General features: G+C 35.1%; 22 protein-coding genes. 11 read left to right on the forward strand and 11 right to left on the reverse strand.

Annotation, left to right across the window (positions count from 1 at the left end; genetic code table 11):
* Positions 1-103 precede the first annotated feature (103 nt).
* The 7 genes from ACTJIP_RS20965 to ACTJIP_RS20995 all read right to left on the reverse strand — a co-directional run bounded on the left by ACTJIP_RS20965 (position 104) and on the right by ACTJIP_RS20995 (position 6,952).
* On the reverse strand, positions 104-637 hold the full coding sequence (locus tag ACTJIP_RS20965) for a thioredoxin family protein (protein WP_077413965.1): 534 nt from the start codon (positions 635-637) through the stop codon (positions 104-106).
* 43 nt (positions 638-680) lie between these two features.
* Positions 681-2,192: a peptide MFS transporter gene (locus tag ACTJIP_RS20970; protein WP_077413966.1), complete on the reverse strand. Its 1,512-nt coding sequence runs from the start codon at positions 2,190-2,192 to the stop codon at positions 681-683.
* A 23-nt stretch (positions 2,193-2,215) separates the two neighbouring features.
* A complete protein-coding gene (locus tag ACTJIP_RS20975; RefSeq protein WP_219073272.1) occupies positions 2,216-2,428 on the reverse strand; it encodes a PDDEXK nuclease domain-containing protein in 213 nt (70 codons plus the stop codon).
* The gene (locus tag ACTJIP_RS20980; protein ID WP_077413967.1) at positions 2,356-2,811 is read right to left on the reverse strand and encodes a DUF1016 N-terminal domain-containing protein; all 456 of its coding nucleotides are present in this window, start codon (positions 2,809-2,811) and stop codon (positions 2,356-2,358) included. The genes ACTJIP_RS20975 and ACTJIP_RS20980 overlap by 73 nt, the downstream gene beginning before the upstream one ends.
* Before the next feature lie 62 nt (positions 2,812-2,873).
* Positions 2,874-4,628, reverse strand: coding sequence for a peptide MFS transporter (locus ACTJIP_RS20985; protein ID WP_077413968.1), 1,755 nt, complete (start codon positions 4,626-4,628; stop codon positions 2,874-2,876).
* Between the two features lie 132 nt (positions 4,629-4,760).
* The gene (locus tag ACTJIP_RS20990) at positions 4,761-6,416 is read right to left on the reverse strand and encodes a peptide MFS transporter (protein WP_440705049.1); all 1,656 of its coding nucleotides are present in this window, start codon (positions 6,414-6,416) and stop codon (positions 4,761-4,763) included.
* A gap of 161 nt (positions 6,417-6,577) precedes the next feature.
* Positions 6,578-6,952 (reverse strand): helix-turn-helix domain-containing protein, encoded by a 375-nt coding sequence (locus ACTJIP_RS20995; RefSeq protein ID WP_440705050.1) that lies wholly within the window; start codon positions 6,950-6,952, stop codon positions 6,578-6,580.
* Between the two features lie 150 nt (positions 6,953-7,102).
* Here ACTJIP_RS20995 and ACTJIP_RS21000 point away from each other — a divergent pair, with 150 nt between their 5' ends.
* Genes ACTJIP_RS21000 through ACTJIP_RS21010 form a run of 3 tightly spaced genes read left to right on the forward strand, consistent with a single transcriptional unit; the run spans position 7,103 to position 9,693 of the window.
* Positions 7,103-7,297 carry a hypothetical protein gene (locus ACTJIP_RS21000; protein ID WP_047382371.1) on the forward strand — a complete coding sequence of 65 codons (195 nt, stop codon included), beginning with the start codon at positions 7,103-7,105 and terminating at the stop codon, positions 7,295-7,297.
* A 54-nt stretch (positions 7,298-7,351) separates the two neighbouring features.
* Positions 7,352-8,860 carry a thioredoxin domain-containing protein gene (locus tag ACTJIP_RS21005; RefSeq protein ID WP_180565203.1) on the forward strand — a complete coding sequence of 503 codons (1,509 nt, stop codon included), beginning with the start codon at positions 7,352-7,354 and terminating at the stop codon, positions 8,858-8,860.
* A gap of 8 nt (positions 8,861-8,868) precedes the next feature.
* A complete protein-coding gene (locus ACTJIP_RS21010; RefSeq protein ID WP_440705051.1) occupies positions 8,869-9,693 on the forward strand; it encodes a GLPGLI family protein in 825 nt (274 codons plus the stop codon).
* A gap of 54 nt (positions 9,694-9,747) precedes the next feature.
* Here ACTJIP_RS21010 and ACTJIP_RS21015 read toward each other — a convergent pair whose 3' ends face one another.
* A complete protein-coding gene (locus ACTJIP_RS21015; protein ID WP_077413973.1) occupies positions 9,748-11,877 on the reverse strand; it encodes a S9 family peptidase in 2,130 nt (709 codons plus the stop codon).
* A 321-nt stretch (positions 11,878-12,198) separates the two neighbouring features.
* Here ACTJIP_RS21015 and ACTJIP_RS21020 point away from each other — a divergent pair, with 321 nt between their 5' ends.
* Complete coding sequence (locus ACTJIP_RS21020; RefSeq protein ID WP_077414246.1) at positions 12,199-12,672, forward strand: hypothetical protein; 474 nt, start codon at positions 12,199-12,201, stop codon at positions 12,670-12,672.
* A gap of 12 nt (positions 12,673-12,684) precedes the next feature.
* Positions 12,685-12,873 (forward strand): DUF6496 domain-containing protein, encoded by a 189-nt coding sequence (locus tag ACTJIP_RS21025; RefSeq protein ID WP_077413974.1) that lies wholly within the window; start codon positions 12,685-12,687, stop codon positions 12,871-12,873.
* A 72-nt stretch (positions 12,874-12,945) separates the two neighbouring features.
* On the opposite strand, the gene glgP is transcribed toward ACTJIP_RS21025, so the two are convergent.
* Positions 12,946-14,610 (reverse strand): alpha-glucan family phosphorylase, encoded by a 1,665-nt coding sequence (gene glgP, locus ACTJIP_RS21030; protein WP_077413975.1) that lies wholly within the window; start codon positions 14,608-14,610, stop codon positions 12,946-12,948.
* A 204-nt stretch (positions 14,611-14,814) separates the two neighbouring features.
* On the opposite strand from glgP, the gene ACTJIP_RS21035 reads away from it, so the two are divergent.
* The 5 genes from ACTJIP_RS21035 to ACTJIP_RS21055 all read left to right on the forward strand — a co-directional run bounded on the left by ACTJIP_RS21035 (position 14,815) and on the right by ACTJIP_RS21055 (position 21,574).
* The gene (locus ACTJIP_RS21035; RefSeq protein WP_077413976.1) at positions 14,815-15,612 is read left to right on the forward strand and encodes a hypothetical protein; all 798 of its coding nucleotides are present in this window, start codon (positions 14,815-14,817) and stop codon (positions 15,610-15,612) included.
* Between the two features lie 199 nt (positions 15,613-15,811).
* The gene (locus ACTJIP_RS21040; RefSeq protein ID WP_440705052.1) at positions 15,812-17,914 is read left to right on the forward strand and encodes a T9SS type B sorting domain-containing protein; all 2,103 of its coding nucleotides are present in this window, start codon (positions 15,812-15,814) and stop codon (positions 17,912-17,914) included.
* Positions 17,915-18,002: 88 nt separating this feature from the next.
* A complete protein-coding gene (locus ACTJIP_RS21045; RefSeq protein WP_440705053.1) occupies positions 18,003-18,593 on the forward strand; it encodes a DUF1572 family protein in 591 nt (196 codons plus the stop codon).
* A gap of 66 nt (positions 18,594-18,659) precedes the next feature.
* Positions 18,660-20,006, forward strand: a complete 1,347-nt coding sequence (gene mtaB / locus ACTJIP_RS21050) for a tRNA (N(6)-L-threonylcarbamoyladenosine(37)-C(2))-methylthiotransferase MtaB (RefSeq protein WP_077413979.1) — start codon at positions 18,660-18,662, stop codon at positions 20,004-20,006.
* A 53-nt stretch (positions 20,007-20,059) separates the two neighbouring features.
* The gene (locus tag ACTJIP_RS21055; protein ID WP_440705054.1) at positions 20,060-21,574 is read left to right on the forward strand and encodes an FMN-binding glutamate synthase family protein; all 1,515 of its coding nucleotides are present in this window, start codon (positions 20,060-20,062) and stop codon (positions 21,572-21,574) included.
* A gap of 63 nt (positions 21,575-21,637) precedes the next feature.
* Here the strand turns inward: ACTJIP_RS21055 and ACTJIP_RS21060 are convergent, their stop codons facing one another.
* Complete coding sequence (locus ACTJIP_RS21060; protein ID WP_428169164.1) at positions 21,638-22,408, reverse strand: hypothetical protein; 771 nt, start codon at positions 22,406-22,408, stop codon at positions 21,638-21,640.
* Between the two features lie 55 nt (positions 22,409-22,463).
* On the opposite strand from ACTJIP_RS21060, the gene ACTJIP_RS21065 reads away from it, so the two are divergent.
* Complete coding sequence (locus ACTJIP_RS21065) at positions 22,464-22,901, forward strand: RNA-binding S4 domain-containing protein (RefSeq protein ID WP_180565209.1); 438 nt, start codon at positions 22,464-22,466, stop codon at positions 22,899-22,901.
* A gap of 19 nt (positions 22,902-22,920) precedes the next feature.
* Here ACTJIP_RS21065 and ACTJIP_RS21070 read toward each other — a convergent pair whose 3' ends face one another.
* Positions 22,921-23,436, reverse strand: coding sequence for a shikimate kinase (locus ACTJIP_RS21070; RefSeq protein ID WP_047377852.1), 516 nt, complete (start codon positions 23,434-23,436; stop codon positions 22,921-22,923).
* Positions 23,437-23,595: the final 159 nt, after the last annotated feature.

Consider the following 23,595-nt stretch of genomic DNA (forward strand, 5'->3'; position numbering starts at 1 on the left):
GAAATAAAGGTTCGAATTTCGGTAAAATTAAAAAGACTTCCAAAAAATTGGAAGTCTGTATGGTGAATTTTTAAAATTAAATCCGAAAATCCGGATCTCTATATTAATCTTTGATTTTAGATTTAAACTTTTTCTGGTAATCTTCCCATTGTTCTCTGGTTTTAATCTTTTTGAACAAATCTTTTGAGATCAGTTCCAGGTAGGGTTCCAGTTCTTTGGCTGATAATTCTCCCTGAAGAATGGTGATAGGATCTCCATGCTCATCCAGAAATACGGTGCTTGGAACAGCACCTACATTCATATACTGTGTAAACTCATGCAGTGAATTTTTTCCTTTTCTGTGCTCGGTATTAGGGTTTGAAAATGTTCTTCCGAAGATATCAATACTCTTTTTTTCTTCTGCATTAAACTTTACAGGATAATAATTCTCGTTCAGATTCTGAGCAATTACAGGATGTCCGTAAGTTTTTTTGTCCATTATTTTACATGGGCCGCACCAGTCTGCATAAAAATCAATCAGTATTTTTTTAGGATTTTCTTTTTGGGCTTTTAAAGCTTCCTCAATGGTCATCCACTTTACCTGGGCAAAACTGAAATTTAATAAAACTAAGAGAATTATGCTTAAAAATTTCTTCATATTGTGATATTTAGGTAAAAATAAGCATAATTACTTATTCTTTTTATTTTACATCCTGCATTAATTTTTTCACGTACGGAGATATCAAAATTAATACCACTCCGGCAATTATTGCATATAATCCTAATTGTTTATATCCATCAGTATAAGTGATCAATTCATCATAGTTGGTGGAACCTTCTTTTGCCGTAGCAAGACTGGCTCCGATAATCCCTGCAACATACTGTCCATACGCAGAAGCAAGAAACCACATTCCCATCATCATCCCCTGCAGATTCTTGGTAGACAGTTTGGTCATAATAGATAATCCGATAGGAGAGAGGCATAGTTCACCAAGAGTAATGATTAATAATGCCAGGGTAAAGAAATTCAATGAAGTAATTCCCTGAAGGTCTGCGAACAATCGGGTAGCAAATAGGGCATAATATCCTAATCCCAGGAAAATAAATCCTAATCCGAATTTAATAATGGTATTAGGTTCAATTTTTCTCTTATTCAGCCAAATCCAAAGAAGTCCGATAATTGGAGCAAGGAAAATAATAAAGAAAGCTCCTCCAGAGTTATTCACACCATTAGGGTCTAATCCGAAAAGATCCTTGTTCAGGTTCTTAGCTGCAAAAATACTTAAAGAGCCTCCACTTTGTTCGTAAATTCCCCAGAATATGATGGAGAAAATAATGAAAACCAGAGCTGCCCATAACTTTTTACGTTCTGAAGCTGTTACTTTGGACATTTCATAGAATAGATAAATTAAGGTTAATGGCCCAATGGTCCACATGAAATAATCTGTATATTCTGTCTGAGCAACCATGATCATAATAATGGGTACAAAAACCAGTGACAATACATATACTCCGTATTCTTTCCATTTTGGTATAGGAGCTGTTTTTTCTTCTGCCAAAGGATGTCCCGGCTGTAGACCAATAGTGCCCAATGTTCTTTGTGTAAATACAAAATTAATTAAACTTATCACCATTACGATCGAAGCCAGTCCGAAAGCAATATGCCATCTCATTTCTTCTGCAATAATATTACTTAGGAATTCTCCTTTACCAATGGCAATACACAAATAACCACCTAATAATGCCCCAAGATTAATTCCTGCATAGAAAAGCGAAAAGCCTGCATCAGCCCTTGAATCATTAGGTTTATAAAGTTGTCCCACCATGGATGAAATATTAGGTTTAAAGAAACCTGTACCCACTACGGTGAATGCTATTCCGAGGAAAAAGAATTTATGAGGATCTGTAGCAAGAATTAAACTTCCTACAATCATCAGGAGACCTCCCCAGAAGAGGGATTTTCTGAATCCTAAAATTTTATCGGCAAAAAGACCTCCTATAAAAGTAAAGGCATATACGAAAGCCTGAGTGGCGCCATATTGAAGGTTGGCTTCCTTTTCATGGAAATTAAGCTGTGAGATCATAAAGAAGACCAGCATTCCACGCATTCCGTAGAAACAGAAACGTTCCCACATTTCAGAGAAAAAAAGGCTCCAGATCTGTCTGGGATATTTTCCTTTGAAATCTTGTATTTCATCTAAAGTTAAGCTCATAATGATATATGATTAAGTTCTAATTAAGGGTTTTTATCTTTCTGATCCAGTTCAAAACGGATTCTGTCCTGGTCAATAATTTGTTTTAATTCTTCTTCTTTTGGGAGGTACAGCAGGTATTTGCTGGCGAATAAATTGTTTTTATCATTTAGAACGGAATACTTTACAATGGTCTCATCCTTTTCTGAGCATAGTAGAATTCCGATAGTTGGGTTATCAAATCCCTTACATTCCAGTTATTTTGTACTGACTCATTCAGATAATAGTATCTTTTATCTTTATTATCTTGGTTTGAGAGTAATCTGTAATGAGACCAGCTCAATTGTTGAGACAATGTGTCAACAATTGGAAATGCTGTGTAAAACTTCCGCATATTAGATAGGTTGGTGTAGTCAAAGCCTTTTCCAAATTCTAAAGTAAACTTTTGAGAAAGCTTTTTGAGCGTATATTTTCCGTATTCTGCACGTTCTTTTCCCTGTTGCTCATCTTCCACAATAAGTTTTCCGATTTTCCAGTAGGTGAGCAGTAAAGTAGAATTCGCTATCCGAAAAACTTTTTCGCGCGACTGCTTAATGATCTCCTTTACGGATTGGAATAAAAAATCTTCGGAAATTTCCATCGTACGAAAATAAAAAAAACCTCTGACTTAGCAGAGGTTTTATTCATATTTTGTTAATACACTTAGTTTACACCGTGCATCATTTTCTTTAAGATAGGTGAAATTAAACCTAAGATTACAGAAGCAATACCACAAAGTACTACGAATACCATGAAGAATTCGAATAAGTTGTGAATCTCAAATCCTACAAAAGTAGGGTTGTGTAATGGTAACTGAGCTTTATCAAAGGCAGCTACCTGGTCAGCTGTTAAGGTTACTTTTTTATCCAAAACATCCTGTAGGTTAACTCCTATTTCCTGTGCTTTTGTAAATTTATCACCTGTTGCAGGGATAAGAGCTCCTAATGAACCTGCCAAAGCGTATCCTGCAGCATTAGAGATAAAGAAAACACCATATAATAATGAGGCAAATCTTTTTGGAGCCAGTTTACCAACCAATGATAAACCAATCGGAGAAAGACAAAGCTCACCACAAGTCTGGATGAAATAGAGTAGCATTAACCATTTGATTGCTAATAATCCTGAGTTTCCAAGATCTTTTACATTGTGTGCAATGATAAAATAAGAAAGAGCTATTAACGCTAATCCCATTGCTTGCTTGAATGGAGATACCGGTTCTTTTCCTTTTGCTCTTAGCTTATCCCAACACAAACTGAAAGGAACTGCCAATAGAACTACGAAAATTCCGTTAAAGATCTGAACCATTGAAGGTGGCATATTCCAACCGAAAATGTTTCTGTCTGTTTGGTTATCTGCGATAAATGTTAAAGAAGAACCTGCCTGTTCGAATGCAGCCCAGAAGAAAATAATAAAGAATGATACGATATAGATTACCCAGATTCTCTGTCTTTCAATTTTGTTTTCAGCAGAACTCATGATCAGGAATGCTAAGGAAATACCGGCTGCATAGATGAATGGATAAATAATTCCTTTGATCAATTGACCCATTTCTACTGCTTTAAAGCCAAATTCTCCTACAAGAAGATATCGGAAAGCAAAGAATAAAATCACAAATATAATTCCAGTAATACCTAAAGACATTCCTGAGAATTTAGCAGTCTGCGTTTCTCCTTCTTCAAAGTCTGCACTTGTATTGTTTTTAGGCAATCCTCCGATAGGTCTTCCTTCAGGGGTTACTACATATTTATTTTTAAGGATAAAGAATGTTATTGTTCCGATTATCATTGCAATAGAAGCAGCTAAGAATCCCCATTTGAAAGCAAAGATATCTCTTACTCCAGTCGCAGTATCTTTTACGTCTCCTACGTATGGACAGATAAACTGACCTAAGAATGCTCCAATGTTGATCCCCATATAGAAAATAGTGAAAGCTGAATCCAGTTTAGACTTTTCCTGTTTTGGATAAAGACTTCCTACCATTGAGGAAATGTTCGGTTTGAAGAATCCGTTACCAAAAATAATAACGAATAAAGCTAACCACATGATCATTTTGGAACTACCCAGATCTGCGGAGAAGGTAGAGGCACTGATGAATAATAGAAACTGGCCAATAGCCATTAATGATCCACCAATAATGATTGCAAATCTGTTTCCGATATACTTATCAGCAATAAACCCTCCTAAAAGAGGTGTTAAATAACATAAAGCTAGAAATCCACCATAGATGATCGCCGCATCAGCTTCTTTTATTAATAAGGAATTTACCATGAAGAGCGTCAAAAGTGCTCTCATCCCATAAAAGTTGAAACGCTCCCACATTTCTGTTCCGAAAAGAACCCATAATCCTTTAGGATGCCTGGAATTCTTATTCTCTACAAATTCATCCGGTTTCGGACTCAATGCTTCAATATTATCCATTTCTATTGTTAATTTTTGTTAAGACTGACAAATATAGTTTATTTTGGGTTTTTGGCAAGGTTTTAATTTTATTTTTAAATAAAAAAGCTGCGGAACTATTCCGCAGCTTGCTAATCGTTATAATATCAAGGATTAATGTCCTTTTTCTTTCATAATTTTGTTCAGTCTTTTTAACATAGAAAGACCTAAAAGTGTAGCAAATATTAACAAACCGAAGTTGACAAGGAAGTAATTCGTCTTGTTTTCGTAATTATACCACGTACTTGCCAGGATTCCGGAAAGCTTATTTCCCACAGAGTTGGCAAGGAAGAATCCTCCCATCATCAATGCGGTGATCCTTGCAGGGGAAAGTTTTGAAACAAATGAAAGTCCCATTGGAGACAAACATAATTCCCCGATGGTAATTACTCCATAGCTGGCAACAAGCCATAGAGGAGATACTTTTACAGCTCCGTTATCTCCAGCCATTACTGCTAAAACCATTACCAGACAGGAAAGTCCTGAAATAAATAATCCTAAAACAATCTTGGTAGGAGTCAGGGGTTCTTTTCCTTTTCTTCTCAATAATGCCCAGAATCCAACGATCACTGGAGTCAGAGCAATAACCCAGAATGGATTGATAGACTGGAATAATTCTGTATTGTATAAATATACTTTGTTTTCAGGGTTTTTCTCAAGGGCAACACGCTGTTCAGAAGAAATGTTTTTAAAATAAACATCTTTGCCTGTTTCTTTCTTAGTTTCTCCTTTGTCATCCTTTTGAGATCTGAACTGATTGTCATAAACCGGAGTTTCTTTGTTTTCATAGCTCTTGCCTTCCACCATATAAATACCTTCAAATGGTTTTTCAAGAGAAGCAGGAACACTTCTGTCCGTATAATAATTCGCCCATCTCGTTAAAGCTGTACCATTCTGTTTGAAAACAGCCCAGAAGAACATACTGATCAGGAATACAGAAAGTAATGCTCCGATAGAAGCTTTTTCATCTGGTTTAGCTTTAAAGTAAAGAGATGCATAGAAGTAGATTACAGGTACACATGCAAAAATAAAGGCATCTGTACTGTCACTTCCAAAAATATTGTTAGGAATAAACCAACCTATTGCTCCGGCAATAATAGCAGGAACAAATACTTTAAGCATAATTTCCGAAAGCTTGGTATCTCCTTCCTGTACGGGTTTCATCTGTGCAGCATGGATATAATGCTTTCTTCCGATGGTAAAAATCACCATACCAATAAGCATTCCCACTCCGGCAGTAATGAAAGCCTCACCCCAGCCAAATTTATTACGCATAAATGCCGCAATAATGTTACAGATAAATGCTCCAATATTGATTCCCATATAGAAAATATTATATCCGGAGTCTTTATTAGCTTTATAAGGTTCCTCAGAATAAAGGTTTCCTAATAGCGTTGAGATAGTAGGTTTAAAGAAACCATTTCCAATAATAATTAATGCCAGTGAAGCATAAAACAGAGGCAAATCTTTAAACACTCCCATTCCTATATATCCGGCAGCCATTAAAAAGCCTCCCAGATAAATAGATTTAATATATCCTAAAACTCTGTCTGCCAGGAATCCACCAATGAAAGGAGTCAGATAAGTTAAGGCAATATAAGTTCCGAAAATATCATCAGCAGTTTTGTCAGGCAGTCCAAGGCCCCCTTTCATACCGGTAGGCTCAATAACATACAGCACAAAGATTCCAAGAATCAGGTAATACCCGAAACGTTCCCACATCTCCGTAAAAAAGAGGAAGGGCAGGCCTTTAGGATGTTTAGTCTTCATATATTCAATTTTCAAATTTCCCAAAAATAAGTTTTTAATTTTAATTGATAAAATAAATAATACTTGCCTAAATGATTAATGAAATAAATATAAAATCCCTTTCAAGAAAATTGAAAGGGAGGGTGATTATTCATGAATGATTATATTATATATAGAAGATTCTATGAGCTAAAATCATTTTGAGATTTTAGTATTTGATTTTCTTCATTTAATTCACAAATCTTTTGTTTTAGAAAATCAATGTAGTCCTGTAAATTTTCAATGATTGAATAATTGAAATTTTGGATGTACTGATATTGAGCAGAGTCTTTGAATGTGGAATTTTTATTACTGAACACCATTTCTTCCTCTTCTTTAATATCAGAAATAGAAACACTGAGAGATTCAGCTATTTTCTTCCATTCATCTTCATGTATTCTGACCTCGCCCCGTTCTTTCCGGGAATAATTTGAAGGATCAGTAGATAAAATTTTTGCCATCTTCTCTTGAGAGATGCCTTTGAGTTTTCGTAGGTTTCTTAGTTTTTCTTGCTTCATGATTCTTAATGTCTATTGCAAATATGCAAAACATGTACATGTTTTGCAAGAAATTTGCCAAAAAAATACCTGATCTATTTCTCTTACTAGAGATTTTAATTTATAGTTTTGAAAAGTCAATAATGACACAGAATATTTAATTAAAACATTATGAAAAACAATTCTTTGAAAATGAAGAAAGCAAGTCTATCCAGAAATGAATTAAGATCACTTAAAGGAGGGAAAATAGGAAACGGAGGAGGAACTATTATCGGAATCGGTGGTGGAGAAGTAGAGTGCGGATGTGTACAAGCTGGTTGTGCTGGAGATGGTAGTGCAAGATGCGGAGGAGGATGTTGTAACTAAAATTAAAATCGTAATCAGCAATGAAATTTCATTGCTGATTATTTTTAAGTATTTATGAAGAAAAATATTAATATATTAACAAGCTATTTAAATCTTGTCGATATCCATATTGATAAGACTGAGTTTGAATACCAGTTAAATGGACATCCGGAATTTCCTAATATTCTGTCTTTTTCCGATACACTTCATTTTTTTAATATTGATTGTTCAATTTTTGAAATAGATGAAGAAGATGTTGAGCTGCTGCCTAAAAACTTTCTTTCAATCAATGAAGGAAATTTTACATTAGAAGAGAAAAAAAAATATGATATTTCAACTTCTAATGTTGTTTTATTAGTTGACAAGTCAGAGAGTTTTTACAATGAAAAGAAGAAAAATAATCTTTTCTTATGGAGTAGCCTTTTATTGGGAACTCTAGTATTGTCTGTTTTATTATTAGACTTTTCTTTCTTTTATGCGGGAATCGCATTTTTATCACTTTCATTTTTAGGAATTTTCCTTTCTTATGAAGCCTATAAAAAAACGCATGGTAAAGGAACAATTATACCTTTAGGGGTATGTCAGAATAAGATGTTAAAAACTGACTGTGATTATGTATTTAATTATAAGAAATGGAAGTTTTTGGATATATCTGAAATCTCTTTATTGTTCTTTTTCTCTCAAATTATTAGTTTTATAGTTTTAGCGATATACAAAGATCTGAGTTTTTACTATTTTGTATATAAGTATATATTCTATTTGTTTATACCCGTTTCATTTGTTTCATTGTACTATCAGATCATTATTATTAAAAAGCTGTGTCCGGTTTGTATTGGTATCATACTTTGTGTTTATGCCCAGCTGGCTCTTTTATACTTTTTACCAAATCAATTTGTAAAGATCAATCCATTTTCTATCGTTTTATATGGTTTGTTTGTCTTGGCTTCTGCTTTGTTTCTTCTTTATTTAAAGGAAAAAATTAATTGGAACAATAAATTGAAAGAAGAGATTGTAAAAAGTTCAAGGTTTAAAAAGAACTATACATTTTTCAGAAATAATCTTTCAATTCAAAAGAAAGCTCTTAATGACGATTTTTTAAGTTCTTTTAATTTTGGAACTTCAGATTCTAATTTAACATTAACTTTAGTGACGAATCCTTCTTGTAAATATTGTAAAGAATTCTACCCGACATTTATGAGAATAATAAATAATTACGGTAATAAAATTCATGTTCGCCTTGTATTGGATGCAGATCTGGATAATTTTTCTGAAGAATTACGTTCCACCTACATAAATATGGCCAGCATTTATGAAAATTCGGAAGATAAAACCACATTTTTTGTAGCTTTGGAAGAGTGGTATAAGATAAGAACAGATAAAAATGGAATAGATAAATGGAATAATAAGTATTCTCATTTATTTAAAAATCAAGAAAATGTCATTGCGACCTTAAATAATCAGAAAAAATGGAGAAAAATAAATGATATTAATTTCACACCGGATATTTTTATCAATGGTTATCAATACCCTATCGAATATGACAGAGCAGATTTAGAATATTTCTTATCTGAAATGATTGAGTAAATTAAACTATGAAAAAGCTATTATTTTTATTATTGGGAACATTCACCTGTTTTGCTCAAAGCAACAGATTTGTATATGATGTTGTATCTAAGAAAGATTCCACCTCAAAAAATCTTATTAAAGAAAATTTTAATCTGGATATTTCTAAAGATGAAATGAAATATTATAATAGAATATACTATATCAATGATTCAATATTTGCGACTAAAAATCAATATGGATTTAAAGGGTATAAACAGACTTCATTTGTGATTAAAAAAAATGATAATAATGAATACCAAAACTATGAATATATAGGAGATGTGAATTTTTATAAAATAGATGAAAAGGCGGAACAGAACTGGAAAATTACAGATAGTATCAAGATAGCTGATGAACTTCACCTTCAAAAGGCAACAACACAATTTGGAGGAAGAAGTTGGGTAGCATGGTTTTCTAAAGATATTCCTATTCCTTATGGCCCCTATAAATTTAATGGATTACCAGGGCTCATTGTAGACTTGTATGACACAAAGGAAGATTATCATTTCAAGATCATAAAAAGCGAAAAAATTACAGAGGATTATAAACAGGTTTCATTAGAAAACTCTATTTCCAGAGCAATTCCTGTTAATCAGGTTAAACTGGATAAATTGAAGTTAGAATTGTATGATAGTCCTTTTAAATATATAATGAATGGAAGACTTGTCTTACCTGAAGGAAAGAAGTTGCAACTTGAAGACGGAACCATTCTCACCAAAGAACAGTTGAAACCAGCTGAAGCTAACGAAAGAAAAAAAATAAAATCTTTCAATAATCCAATAGAGTTAGATAAAGCTGTAAAATATCCTTAATAAAAACCCCCTTCAAAAGTTTGAAGGGGGTTTTTATTAAGGATAATGTATTGTTTATAAATTATTCAAAATGAAATCAGTCATTTTCTGATACAGCTGAGGTCTTGTCTGTCCACCATAGATCCCGTGGTTTTTATCCGGGTAAGCCATGAAATCAAACTGTTTTTTGTTTTGAATCAATGCTTCAGAGAATTCCATAGAGTTCTGGAAGTGAACATTGTCATCAGCAGTTCCGTGAATCAGAAGGAATTTACCTTTTAACAGATTTGCATATTCTGTAGGAGAGTTTTTATCATATCCATCAGGGTTTTCCTGAGGAGTTCTCATAAATCTTTCCGTGTATACAGAGTCGTAATATCTCCAGTTGGTTACCGGTGCTACGGCAATTCCCATTTTGAAAACATCTGCACCTTTGGTCATTGCTAAGCTGGTCATATAACCACCGAAGCTCCATCCGAACATTCCGATTCTGCTTTTATCAACATAAGATTGGCTTCCAAACCACTTTGCCGCCGTGATCTGATCTTCAATTTCATATTTCCCTAAATTCATATAGGTTACTTTCTTATATTTTGCTCCCTTGTAACCAGTTCCACGACCGTCTACACAAGCTACAATATAGCCTTTTTGTACAAGGTGGTTGAACCACATTGCATTTCCATTATCCCATGAATTGGCAACCTGCTGAGATCCCGGTCCGGAATACTGGAACATAAATAAAGGATACTTTTTATTCGGATCAAAGTTTTTAGGCTTCATGATCCATGCATTCATCTGATCGCCTACAGCATTTGGAATGGTGATGAACTCTTTTTCAACAAAATTATCCGTTTTTAATTTCTGTAACTGATCATTGTTGTTCTGAAGTTCTTTTACCGCTTTTCCGTTCCCGTCTTTTAAAACATAAGTGTAAGGTTTTGCTGCTGTAGAAGAGGTTTCAATGAAGTAATTATAGTTTTTGCTGAAATTGGCAGAGTTGTTTCCTTCAGCATTGGAGATCAGCTGAGATTTTCCGTTTTCAATATTTACTTTGGAAACAATCTTATTGATACTTCCTTTCTCGGTAGTCTGAACGTAAATTTCTTTCGATTTTGGATTGAATCCATAATAATCAGTTACCTCCCAGTTTCCTTTTGTGATTTGTTTTTTAAGCTTACCATCTTTGTCATACCAGTAAAGGTGGCGGTTTCCATCTCTTTCAGAAGCCCAAAGGAAAGAATCATCCTCAAGGAACTCCAGAGTAGGGCTGTCTGTATCAATCCATTTATCATCAGTTTCAGTAAATAATTTCTGAACTGCCCCTGTTTTGGTATTTACTTTTAAAATATCTGAAGCATTCTGAATTCTCTCAGAAGTAATTAAAACAATTTCATCCGGTTTTGCAGTCTGAAATACATTCGGGATGTAATAATTCTTGAAAGAACCTAAGTTCAGCTGCATTGTTTTTCCATTGTCAAGACGGTACAGCTGTGCGGAAACCACAGAGTTTTTCTCACCTGCTTTTGGATATTTATAACGCATTTCAGCTGGATACAGGCTTTTTCCGTAGATAGGAATATAGATTTCAGGTACTTGCCCTTCGTCAGATTTTACAAATACAATGGCATCAGAATTCCTGGTCCATTCATACTGTCTTGCATGTCCGAATTCCTCTTCATAAACCCAATCTGCCAAACCATTCAGTATGGAATTCTTTTTACCATCAGTAGTAATCTGTGTGATTTTTCCTGAAGCAAGGTCCTGATAGAATAAATTATTATCAGAAATGAAGGCCACTTTTGTCGCATCAGGTGAAAATGTAGGCTCCTGAACTGTTTTTCCCTCATTCAGGCTGGTTACTTTTCCGGATTTTAAATCTTTTACATCAAATTTTCCAAGGAAAGAATGTCTGTAAATAGGCTGGCTGCCTACCTGTAAAAGGATTTTAGACTCATCATCAGAAAAAATATAGCTTTCAAACTTTCCGTCCACAAGATTTCCTTCTTTCTGTGACGTTTTATAAGAATATTTTGCAATTCCTGATGGTTCAATCACAAGATAATTTTCACCGTTTTTCATGGATGTGATTCCTGCGATCCCTTTTCCACGGTAATATCCTGAATATATTTTATCTAAAGTAATTTCCTGTGCTGACACATTTTGGAATACAGCAGCAACAGTAAGAGTTAATAGGAGCTTTTTCATTTCTAATTTTAATGATTCCAAATTTAATAATTCTTACTTATATAACCATATAAAATACAAAATCAAGATATCAAGTCCCGATTTTATAAGCTTCATGCATCGTCCCGGATATTCTGTTTCTGGAGGATAATGTCCTTCAGGAGCGCAGAAAGAACTTCCATTTGCTTCCTTTAATTGTAGTCTTGAAATTTTTCAGGGTTAAATATTTTTAGTTTTCAGCTTTAAAATAATAATAAATATTCAGAAATGAAATTTTTAAAAAAGGCAATTTGGCAAAAAAATTGAATATATAATAACTATAAATCAAATCAAATGATAATTATGGAAACGAATGCATATAACCAGAAACTGAACCGTTATGTATTAAACGACCAGATTGTTTATACAGGTTTTTCCAGTTTTAATGACGCCGAAGAATGCGCACATAAAAAAGGAGGAAAATTGGTAGAAGTAGTGTTTAGAGACGGAAATGATAATCCCGAAATTACTGATGAAGCAGGGTTGATAGAGAAAAAAATGCATTACCATGTGTATGCAGGCGATGAATACAAATTTATTCATTCCTCCGATCCGGGATTCAGAAAATATGCGGATGAATTGCAAAAAATTAAAGCAAGACAACAGCAATCACCACCCGATGAAAGATATTTTGCCAATTTTGAAATTGAAAATGCGGAAGATCCGATCATTGTAATCAAAAATGATCATTTTGAATCGGTAACATCGAGAGAGCGTTCAAAGTATTTGAAACATGCCTGCGTTTATGAATTAGGGGTATCCCTGCCAAAATCTTAAAAAAATATGATCATGAGCAAGACTAAATATTCAGAAAAAGCTCAGGACAAAGTAGGAAAAGTGATGCACGAATTCAAAGAAGGAAAACTGAAATCTTCTTCCGGAAAGAAAGTGACAAGCAGAAAGCAAGCCGTAGCCATCGGCATTTCTGAAGCGAAAGAAAAGGGTCTTAAAGTGCCTGCAAAGAAAAATAGTAAATAAACCTATAAAGAAATGCCCGGAAATTTTTCCAGGCATTTTTATGAGATATAAAACTGAGAATTCGTATTTTCTCTATTTCGTTTCATTATAAAGCACTCTATAATATTCATCTGCCATCCTGTCGCTGTTGAAATGATCTTTCACATCATTCATTGCATTGTGCTGGATTTTTCTCCATTCATCAGGATGATCATAATAGGTTGGAAGAATCTCGTTTTCAAGAATTTCATATAATTTGTTTAAATCATAGTTGTCCTGTTCATAGATGCTCATATTCAGATAATCTGCTTTCGGAACAACGAAAGAGTTTTCTCTGTGTTTGGCAAATTCCGGGATCCAGCCGTCATCAGTGGATAAATTCACTGAGCCGTTCATGGCTGCTGTCATACCGGAAGTTCCTGAAGCTTCCCTTGGAACTCTGGGATTATTAAGCCATAGATCCGAACCTTGTTTTAAAGATTTACTTAAGGAAAGTTCATATCCCGTAAGAACAGCTATACTTTTATGATTTTTACTTTCCTCCACCAAAGTATTGAATGTGGAAATGGCGGAATAGTCCATTGGATAAGGTTTTCCTGCCCAGATGATTTGTACCGGATATTTCGGGTTGTTCAGAAGCCTATAGAATCTTTCTTTATCATGTAAAAGAAGTTCTGCTCTTTTATAGCCTGCAAATCTTCTTGCCCAGACAATGGTAAAGATATTAGGGTTGAATAAATTTCCTGTTTGATCTGCAACAATACTGAACAGCTTTTTCTTTAAATACTTTTTACGGTAGTCAAAAACAGTTGCATCATTTTCGTCTTTGGCGTTGTATAAAGGTTTATCAGACCAATATTTAAATTCCTGTGCGTTAGTGATAGACGTAATTTCACAGATGTCAGAATATTTATTCCACATGGCTCTGGAAACCACACCATGAAGCTGGGAAACTCCGTTGGCAATTCTGGCCATCCTCAATGCACAAAGGGAATGATTGAAACGGTCATCATTGGAGCCTTCAATCTTTTTTACTTCTTCCATGCTGTAACCGGAGAAATAGGACATATCATAACATAATCTGAAACTATGTTTTTCATTTCCTGCCTCTTCAGGTGTATGGGTCGTGAAAACCAGTTTTTCCTTAACTTTACTGAGGTCTCCGTTATATTTTTTCAACAGGTAAAAGGCTGCCGGAAGTCCGTGAGCTTCATTAAGATGGTAAACATCTCTTTCAATATTCAATTCATCCAATAGCTTGGCTCCTCCTTTTCCTAATAAAATATATTGGGCAAGCTTGGTAGATTCATTGGCATCATATAATTTGTGACAGATCGTTTTGGAAACGTGGTCATTTTCCGGAACATCTGTGGAAAGAAAAAACATTGGTGCCGTATTGAACGTTTCAGGATCAAGGTACCATACTTTTACCCAAACCGGAGCACTGTGGATTTCGATTTGAAATTTTATTCCGGTATCTTCCAGAAAGCTGTACATTTTTCTCGTCCATACAGGCTGTAAAGTCTGATCATGATTTCTCGCCTGGTCATAATAACCAAACTTCCAAAGAATACCGATTCCTATAAGATCCTGCTTAAGATTGTAGGCACTTCTCATATGAGATCCTGCCAGAAAGCCAAGTCCTCCCGAATATATTTTAAGTACTTGCTCAAGAGCAAATTCCATCGAAAAATAGGCGGTTTTTTTTGAATATTGAGGATTGATATTGTAGGGTATTCTGAAATTCCTAAAATCCATAAATGTGCGTTTGTGTTAGAAAAAGACAAAGGTATTAATTATGAAAATAAACTTTACATTAATTAACAGATAAATTAATTTTAAAACGAAGTGTTGAATTGTTTTTTTACTTACCTTTAAGTGTGTAAAATTTTGATTATCAAAAACTTTTAACGATGAAAGCCCATGGCAGCATGTGTTCTTAATTAAATAAAAAAATCACACATGAAAAAGACGTTTTCTGAGGAAGATCTGATAAAGAATCTAAGTTTATATTATCTGAACAGGCATTTGAAAAAAAAGCCCATAGAGAAGTATCACCGTACCATAGACGAATCTCCGCTTCATGACCGTGAAAAATACAGAAAGAAATCCGAGATTCTACTTCTCAATTCTTTTATGCATCACTTCCCCGAAGTGAAATTTGAAAACCTTACCTGCGAGAGCCCAGACTTTATCGCAAAGCTAAACGACAAAAAAATTGGAATAGAACTGACTGAAGTAATCAATCATCTGGAAATGAAAAAAGTGGAAAGTACTTTGAATAAAATGTTCCGTCAGGCAGAAATATTATTAGAACAGGAAGACACTACGAAATATCGTGGTGTTTATTTTTTAGAATTCCACCAGGAAACTAAATTTGATCATCTTGAAGCACAGCAGGAAAATATTATTAATATCTATAAAAGCATCAAGAAAAATAAAGCCATGGGTTGTGTAAAAAGCATAAGAAAATCTTTTCACCGGAGAAATGTCTTTATCACTCATGAATATAACATGAACCTTTTTGATGAACTCTGCTCGGAAAAAATCCTGGAACTCATTGAAAAGAAAAATGAAAAATTTCCTTACTACGATACCTCAGTGGATGAATGCTGGCTGGTAATTGTTTCAGATATGAATTCTATTGCTTCAAGATATACCTTTATCCAGGATAAAGAACATTTGACGGAAGTAAAGAGTCCTTTCCATAAGATATTCCATCTCGAAAATCTGTGCGGGAATATTACAAGTATAAAATAAAATTTTGTTTATTTACACATTGGTTATTTCGTGCTTTAATTTGAAATTGTATGAACTATTTTAAATTATTTGCTGTTTTGATTTGAAATAGTTTAAAATTATTTAGATTTTATTGTTTGTAATTAAAATATGGGTATATTTGGTGTACGTTGAATATCAATACGATGTATAACTAATGAACCATAAAAACATGTAATCTATGAGAAAACTTTTACTTTTCATACTTCTGTGCATCTCTCATACTTATTATTCTCAGGCAGATTGTGCCACTGCATTGTCCGTCTGCGGAAACTCAAATATCACTTACAGTCCTACAGGATATGGTAATATAAAAGAATTGGTCAACTCGGGAAGTTGTATAGACTTTACCGGAGAGCATAATTCCATTTGGTATAAAATTACGATTGCTACTGGAGGTACCCTTACTTTTGATCTTGTTCCGAATAATCCGGATGCCGATTATGACTGGGCTATTTTTGGCCCTAATGTAACCTGTGGAAGCTTAGGCTCACCAATACGTTGTAATGCTGCAACAGTTATCGGGCCCGGTCCTGCTACAGGATTAAATATGACAAGTACTCTTTTAAGTGCTGCCGGAGGTTCTCTGACTCCTTATTGCAGATATATGGATGTTTTACCAGGGCAAACGTATTATTTGTTTATTGACAACTGGGTAAGCAGCACCAGTTCTACAACTGCTCCGTTTTCTTTGACATGGGGCGGAACTGCCACACTGGCTTCACCGTTTACAGATCCTAATATCCAGACGCAGCCGTTTAACCCTCCTGGAATTCCGGCGGCCAACCCTGCCGATCCGAGAGAAGTGGTAATATGCTCAAGTACAGCTCTGTTTGATTTTTCTACATTGTCTGCAGGAATTCTTAATGGAAATCAAAACTTTAATGTAAGTTACCATCTGAGTCAGAATGATGCTTTAACAGGGAATAATCCTATTACAGCTCCAATCACAGTAAATACAACTACTGTTTACTATTACAGTATCAATTATACCGATCCAACCAATGCCACCAATCCGCTTAATAAATGTAAACAGGTTGGGACATTTAAATTCAAAGACGGTTCTATTACAGTTAAGAATGTAACATTAACCGAATGTAACAATAATAATGCGGGTACAGCTTTATTTGATTTAACCACAGCAGATGTTATTGGAAACCCAAATGTCACTAAGAAATATTATCACACGATGGCGGATCTCAATGCCGGTATCAATGAAATTACAACTCCCATGGCATTTGTATCTGCAGAAGGGGTTGTTTATGTAAAAGTCATCTCTGAATTTGGCTGTACAGCAGTCGCGCAGATCACATTGAAGTTTTATCCGGTAGTTGTTGTGAATGAAGTGACATTAAGATCATGTTTCATCGAAGGCAATCCTTCCACAGCATCTTTCAATCTTGTAAATGCTTCGGTAACGGGTCAGACGAATCCTACAAAAAAATACTATCCTTCAATGACGGATGCTGTCAATCAGACTAATGAGATTTTGAATGCTAATAATTATATTGCTCCAAATGGATTTGTATATGTAAGAGTTTCCAATGCTCAGGGATGTTATGCAGTAGCCAGAATTACCTTAGTCGTTATTGCGCCGGTATATTCTGCTACTCTTAAAGATGTAACTATTTGTGCAGAAGATCAGACCACGCTGGATGCGGGTGCAGGATTCAAAAGCTACGAATGGAGCACAGGAGCCACTACTCAAACGATCAAAGCAGGAATTGGAGTATATTGGGTAAAACTTAAAACCGGAGAATGTATTGCTATACAAACAGTAAAAGTACTTCCTTCCGAGCAGCCGGTTGTTTCCGGAATTGATATTTCTAATAATACAATTACGGTGTCCGTAACAGGAGGAAATCCGGCATATAAATATTCAATAGACAATATCATTTGGCAGGACTCCAATGTTTTTAATAATCTTTCAAGAGGAGATCATAAAGTATACGTAAAAGACGCTTACGATTGTGATCCCATAGAAATAGGAGTGGTTGTACCAAATTTGGTTAACGTGATAACCCCGAATGCAGATGGAGTGAATGATGTGATTGATTATTCAGCATTAGGCAGCAAGCAAAACCTGATCATGAATATTTTTGACCGCTATGGAAACAAAATCTTCCAGGCAGATAAATCAAATGGCTATAAATGGGATGGTACACAGGGCGGAAGAAGAGTGCCTACCGGAACTTACTGGTATTCTATCACATGGAATGAAAATGATAAAAATAATACAGCAATCAAATTTACAGGTTGGGTATTGGTGAAAAACAGGGAATAACAATAAATATAAAGCATAGATAAAACCACTTCGTTTGAAGTGGTTTTTATTTTTAAAAGTTTTTAAATTAGTTATCAAAATAGAAAAAATGAAAGACCTGTTTGTAAAACGTTTTGAATATTATAAATCCCTGGGAGATAAAACATTTGGTCAGCTTAATGATGAACAGATGTTCTGGCAGTATAATGATGAAAGTAATTCTATTGCCGTCATTGTGAAGCATATTGCAGGAAATATGCTTTCAAGATGGACTAATTTTCTGACTGAAGATGGAGAAAAATCCTGGCGTAACCGTGATGGAGAATTTGTCAATACATTTACGACTAAAGAGCAGGTACTGGATTTTTGGGAAAAAGGCTGGGAATGTTTTTTTGATGCTCTTGAAAAGATAAATGATGATAATATGTATTCAACAACTTATATCAGAGGGGAAGCTCACCCTGTTATTGATGCTGTTCTCCGCCAGCTGGCTCACTATCCTTATCATATCGGCCAGATTGTTTATATCGCTAAGATGATAAAAAATGAAGATTGGAATACACTGACTATTGCCAGAAACCGTTCTCAGGAATTTAATACAGAAATGAAAGGCAAGTTTTTAAATAATGAACCGGATGCCAATTCGTCACCCGTCTGCTTTCAAAACAGCCCTGAAGTAAGGGATGAATATAAACAATAGATTGAATCAATCTTGGATTCTTATTAAAATTACTATCTTTGCACCCATAAAATTCAGGAGTAACAAATGTCTACTTTTCATAGAACTGCCGCGTTTCATACACTTGGCTGCAAATTAAACTTTGCAGAAACATCTACTATTGCCCGTCAATTAACAGATGCTGGTTATGATAAGGTAAGTTTTGATGATAAAGCGAATGTATATGTTATCAATACATGTTCCGTGACAGAAAATGCTGACCGTGAGTGTAAAATGCACGTAAAAAGAGCAATGAAAGCCAATCCGGAAGGACTGGTAGTTATTGTTGGATGCTATGCACAATTGAAACCTGAAGAAATTTCACAAATTGAAGGGGTTGATCTCGTTTTAGGAGCAAAAGAAAAATTCAATATTCTTAGCTACCTTGATGATTTAGAGAAATCCGAAAGTGAAGGAATAGTTCACTCATGTGAAATTGAAGAAACAGACTTCTTTATCGGAAGTTATTCTATTGGTGACAGAACCAGGGCTTTTCTGAAAGTTCAGGATGGCTGTGACTATAAATGTACCTATTGTACGATCCCGTTAGCAAGAGGAATTTCACGTTCTGATACTATCGAAAATGTTCTCAGAAATGCCACAGAAATTGCTGCAAAAGACATCAAAGAAATTGTTCTTACAGGGGTGAATATCGGTGATTATGGTAAAGGTGAATTCGGAAATAAAAGACACGAGCATACTTTCCTTGATCTTATTTCAGAACTGGATAAGGTAGAAGGGATTGAAAGAATCCGTATATCTTCTATTGAACCCAACCTTCTGAAAGATGAAAGTATTGAGCTGGTTTCTAAAAGTAAAAGCTTTGTTCCTCATTTTCATATTCCCCTACAGTCCGGAAGCGATGATCTCTTGAAAAAGATGAAACGCCGTTACCTGACAAAACTGTATAATGACAGAGTAAACAAGATCCGCGAGGTAATGCCTGATGCGGCTATTGGTGTAGATGTTATTGTAGGATTTCCGGGAGAAACAGAGGAGATATTTATGGAAACCTATAATTTCCTTAATGAACTTCCTATTACTTATCTTCACGTATTTACCTATTCTGAAAGAGAAAATACGGAAGCCGCTGCAATGGAAGGTGTTGTTCCAATAGCTGAAAGAAAAAAAAGAAATAAAATGCTTAGAATTCTATCTGAAAAGAAGAAAATGGCATTCTATCAGACACAACTTGGAAAATCGCTTCCTGTTCTTTGGGAGCACGAAAATAAAGACGGGAAAATGTTTGGTTTCACAGAAAACTATGTGAGAGTTCAAAAAGACTTTGACCCTGCCTCAGTAAACAAAATCGAATTTCTAAATTTAGAAAAAATCCTGTCAGATGGCACGGTTTCAGTGCAATCTTCCTACCAAAATTTTTTAGCAAAAGCATAGGCTCTTTGCAAAATTTCCACTAAATTTATTTTTAAACTTTAAATACTACATTCATGAGAGATAAGTTTTTATCTTGGGGAATTGTATTAGTAGCTGCTACATGGATTATAGCACTGCTGATCAGAGCGCATTATTGGATACCAACACTGTTATCCGCAATTTATGCATTAGGTGTATACAATGCTTACCAATCGAAACATGCTATTTTGAGGAACTTTCCTGTATTGGGATACTTCAGGTATTTTTTCGAGAGTATTTCACCTGAAATGCAGCAATATTTTATTGAAAGGGAGACAGATGGGAAGCCGTTTCCAAGAAATCAGCGTTCTGCAGTATACAGACGTGCAAAAAATTTAAGTGATACCGTAGCTTTCGGTACACAGCTGGAAGTTAATCACAGAAAATATGAAGGGATCAAGCATTCTATTTATGCAAAATCACCGTCAGAAGAGCTTCCGAGAGTATGGGTAGGAGGAGAACAATGTACACAGCCTTACCACGCCTCATTATTTAATATCTCAGCCATGAGTTTCGGAGCATTGAGTGACAGAGCTCAGATCTCCCTGAACAGAGGGGCCAAAAAAGGAAATTTTTATCACAATACAGGAGAAGGAGGAATTTCACCCCACCATATGGAAGGAGGTGATTTATGCTGGCAGATCGGAACAGGATACTTTGGATGTCGTGACGAAGAAGGAAAGTTTAATCCGCAGCTTTTTGAAAAATATGCTACACTGCCTAATGTTAAAATGGTGGAAATCAAATTATCACAAGGGGCAAAACCAGGACACGGCGGAGTTCTTCCCGGTGTAAAAAATACTGCGGAAATTGCAGCGATCCGTCACGTAACACCTGGAATGACTGTTATTTCACCACCATCACATACCTCATTCTCTGATGCGGCAGGATTGCTGGGGTTTGTACAGCAGCTGAGAGAACTTTCAGGCGGGAAACCTGTAGGTTTTAAGCTTTGTATAGGAGATACCAAAGAATTTGAAGACATCTGCGTTCAAATGAATGTTTTGAAAATTTATCCGGACTTTATTACCATTGACGGAGCGGAAGGAGGAACTGGAGCTGCTCCGCCAGAATTCTCGGATGGAGTAGGTATGCCATTGGAACCAGCTTTGATATTTGTCAACAGAACACTTAATAACTATAATGTAAGACACAAACTAAGAGTAATTGCCAGCGGAAAAGTTCTTACCAGTCTGGATATTCTGAGAGCAATTTCGATGGGGGCTGATATGTGTAACAATGCAAGAGGATTTATGTTCTCTCTGGGATGTATTCAGGCATTGAGATGTAATACAAACAACTGTCCTACAGGAGTTGCTACCCAGGATAAAATGCTTATAAAAGGGCTTGATGTGACAGATAAAGCAGAAAGAGTATATCACTTCCACAAAAATACACTTCATACCTGCAATGAACTGATTGCTGCTGCTGGAAGAAGTTCTTACGAAGAAGTAGATGCTACCATGTTTATGAGAGGAGATGAATTTGACCACCTTGCAGATCTTTATTTCCCTGATATCTTAGGAAATGTGAAGCAGAAGGCAAGATGATCGTAAAATATTACATAAAAAAACACCGCTATTGAGACGGTGTTTTTTATTATGTGATTACTTTTACTGTTGTTGTTCTGGTGTTTGTTTCTCACCACTTGGTCTGTCCTCCCTTCCATAAATCTGAAAGTTGAATACAAAAGATTTATTTCTGTAAGAAGTATTCAAGTACGGATAATGGGGGTTTCTGGCAAAAGCAGCTCTTGAAGGAACGATAATCACTCCCTGTAAGTTATAAGGAGCCTCACTAGAAGGATTATTGAATGCTTTGAACTTTTGTAAAGCTTCTCTGAAACCAGGGATTTGATAATAACTTGCTTTTTTTGCAGCATCAGGGGTAGTAACAGGGTCTAATATTGATTTCTTTGTGTAATAAAACATAGGGTCAATAACAGGGATGCCAGTTCCGTCAATGGTATTTAAAAAAGCAGCTTTTGCTTGAAATGAAGTATTTCCATCAGAATTAACTGCCAGATAGGAGTATACTCTTCCCATGATTTTGATAATATCTGTACTTTCAATGGTTTTTCCATCAGCTGGTGAAGGCTGGGCTCCACTTCTCATGATATAAATAGTTCCGGAAGGAAGTGTTATAGGAGACAACTCAGATAGTTTCTTTTCATTGTCATCCGCAGTATCTGTTGAACTGAAAGTTTTTATATTACCCTGCGCATCCAGATAATTCTCATCCATGAATTTCTTAATGGCTTGATCATCATACGTGTTTTGTGTTGCAACGTCTTCCGGCTCTACATAAGGTTCTGTCGTATCATCTTTTTTACAAGCAGAAAAACACAAAGATCCTGCAAGGATATATAAAAATATTTTTTTCATTTCAAAAAACTTTAATTACTTTACAAATAATATAACGGCAAAAGTATAAAAAATTATGAGAATAGATAAATTTTTATGGAGCATTCGTTTTTATAAGACGAGAAATATTGCAGCAGAGGAGATTAAAAAGAATAGAGTTTCTATAGGAACGTCTTCCGTAAAGTCATCTAAAGAGGTAAAAGAAGGAGATACTATTAAAATCCGTAAAAATCAAATTGATTATAAAATAAAGGTAATTCAGCTTCCTAAAAGCAGAATAGGGGCTAAATTGGTGCCTCTCCATATCCAGGATGTGACGGATAAAGAACAATATGAACTGTTGAAACTTCGTAAGATGTCACAAGACTATTACAGAAATAAAGGAGAAGGAAGACCTACGAAGAAAGACAGAAGGGAAATGGATGATTATGTCGGTAACGACATTGCTTCAGACTTTACAGACTGGGATGATTTCTTTGGAGAGACAGATAATGGAGAGGAAAACGAAGATTAACATAAAAAATAAAAAAGCTCTAGAGATAGAGCTTTTCTATTATTTCGTTGACAATGTCTTCCGGTTCTCTGGAATCTGTACCTACAGTGAATTGTGCTTTACTGTAAAACTGATTTCTTTCAAATAAATGTTTAGCGATGAATTCCGGGAGGTCTTCATCAGATATATTGGCAATCAACGGTCTTTTTTCTTTCTGTTTTGAAAGCCTTTCAACCAATGTTCCCACAGAACTTCTTAAGAAAACACTTTTAGAGTTATGATTGATGATCTCCATATTATTGTAATACACAGGAGTCCCTCCGCCAAGACTTAAAACTACATTTTCTTCCGAAGCCAATATCTCTTCCAGGGCCTCTCTTTCCAGCTTTCTAAAGTAAATCTCACCCTTCTTTTCAAAAATTTCCGGGATGGTTAATTTATTTCTTCTGGAAATCTCTTTATCGAGATCAATCAGTTTAAAATCGATTTTTTCGCTTAATATTTTGGAAATGTGAGATTTGCCACTTCCCATGTATCCAATCAATGAAATTACCATGAATTTTTTTTAAACAAATTTGCGAAAAAGTTTTGAGATAAAGAAAAAAGTCATATCTTTGCACCACTTAAAACAAGGGACATTACTTAAATGAAAACTTGATGAGTAAGTGACCGACTCGGTAGCTCAGCTGGTAGAGCAATACACTTTTAATGTATG

This window comes from Chryseobacterium sp. 22543, from assembly GCF_052044565.1.
Classification (GTDB): Bacteria; Bacteroidota; Bacteroidia; order Flavobacteriales; family Weeksellaceae; genus Chryseobacterium.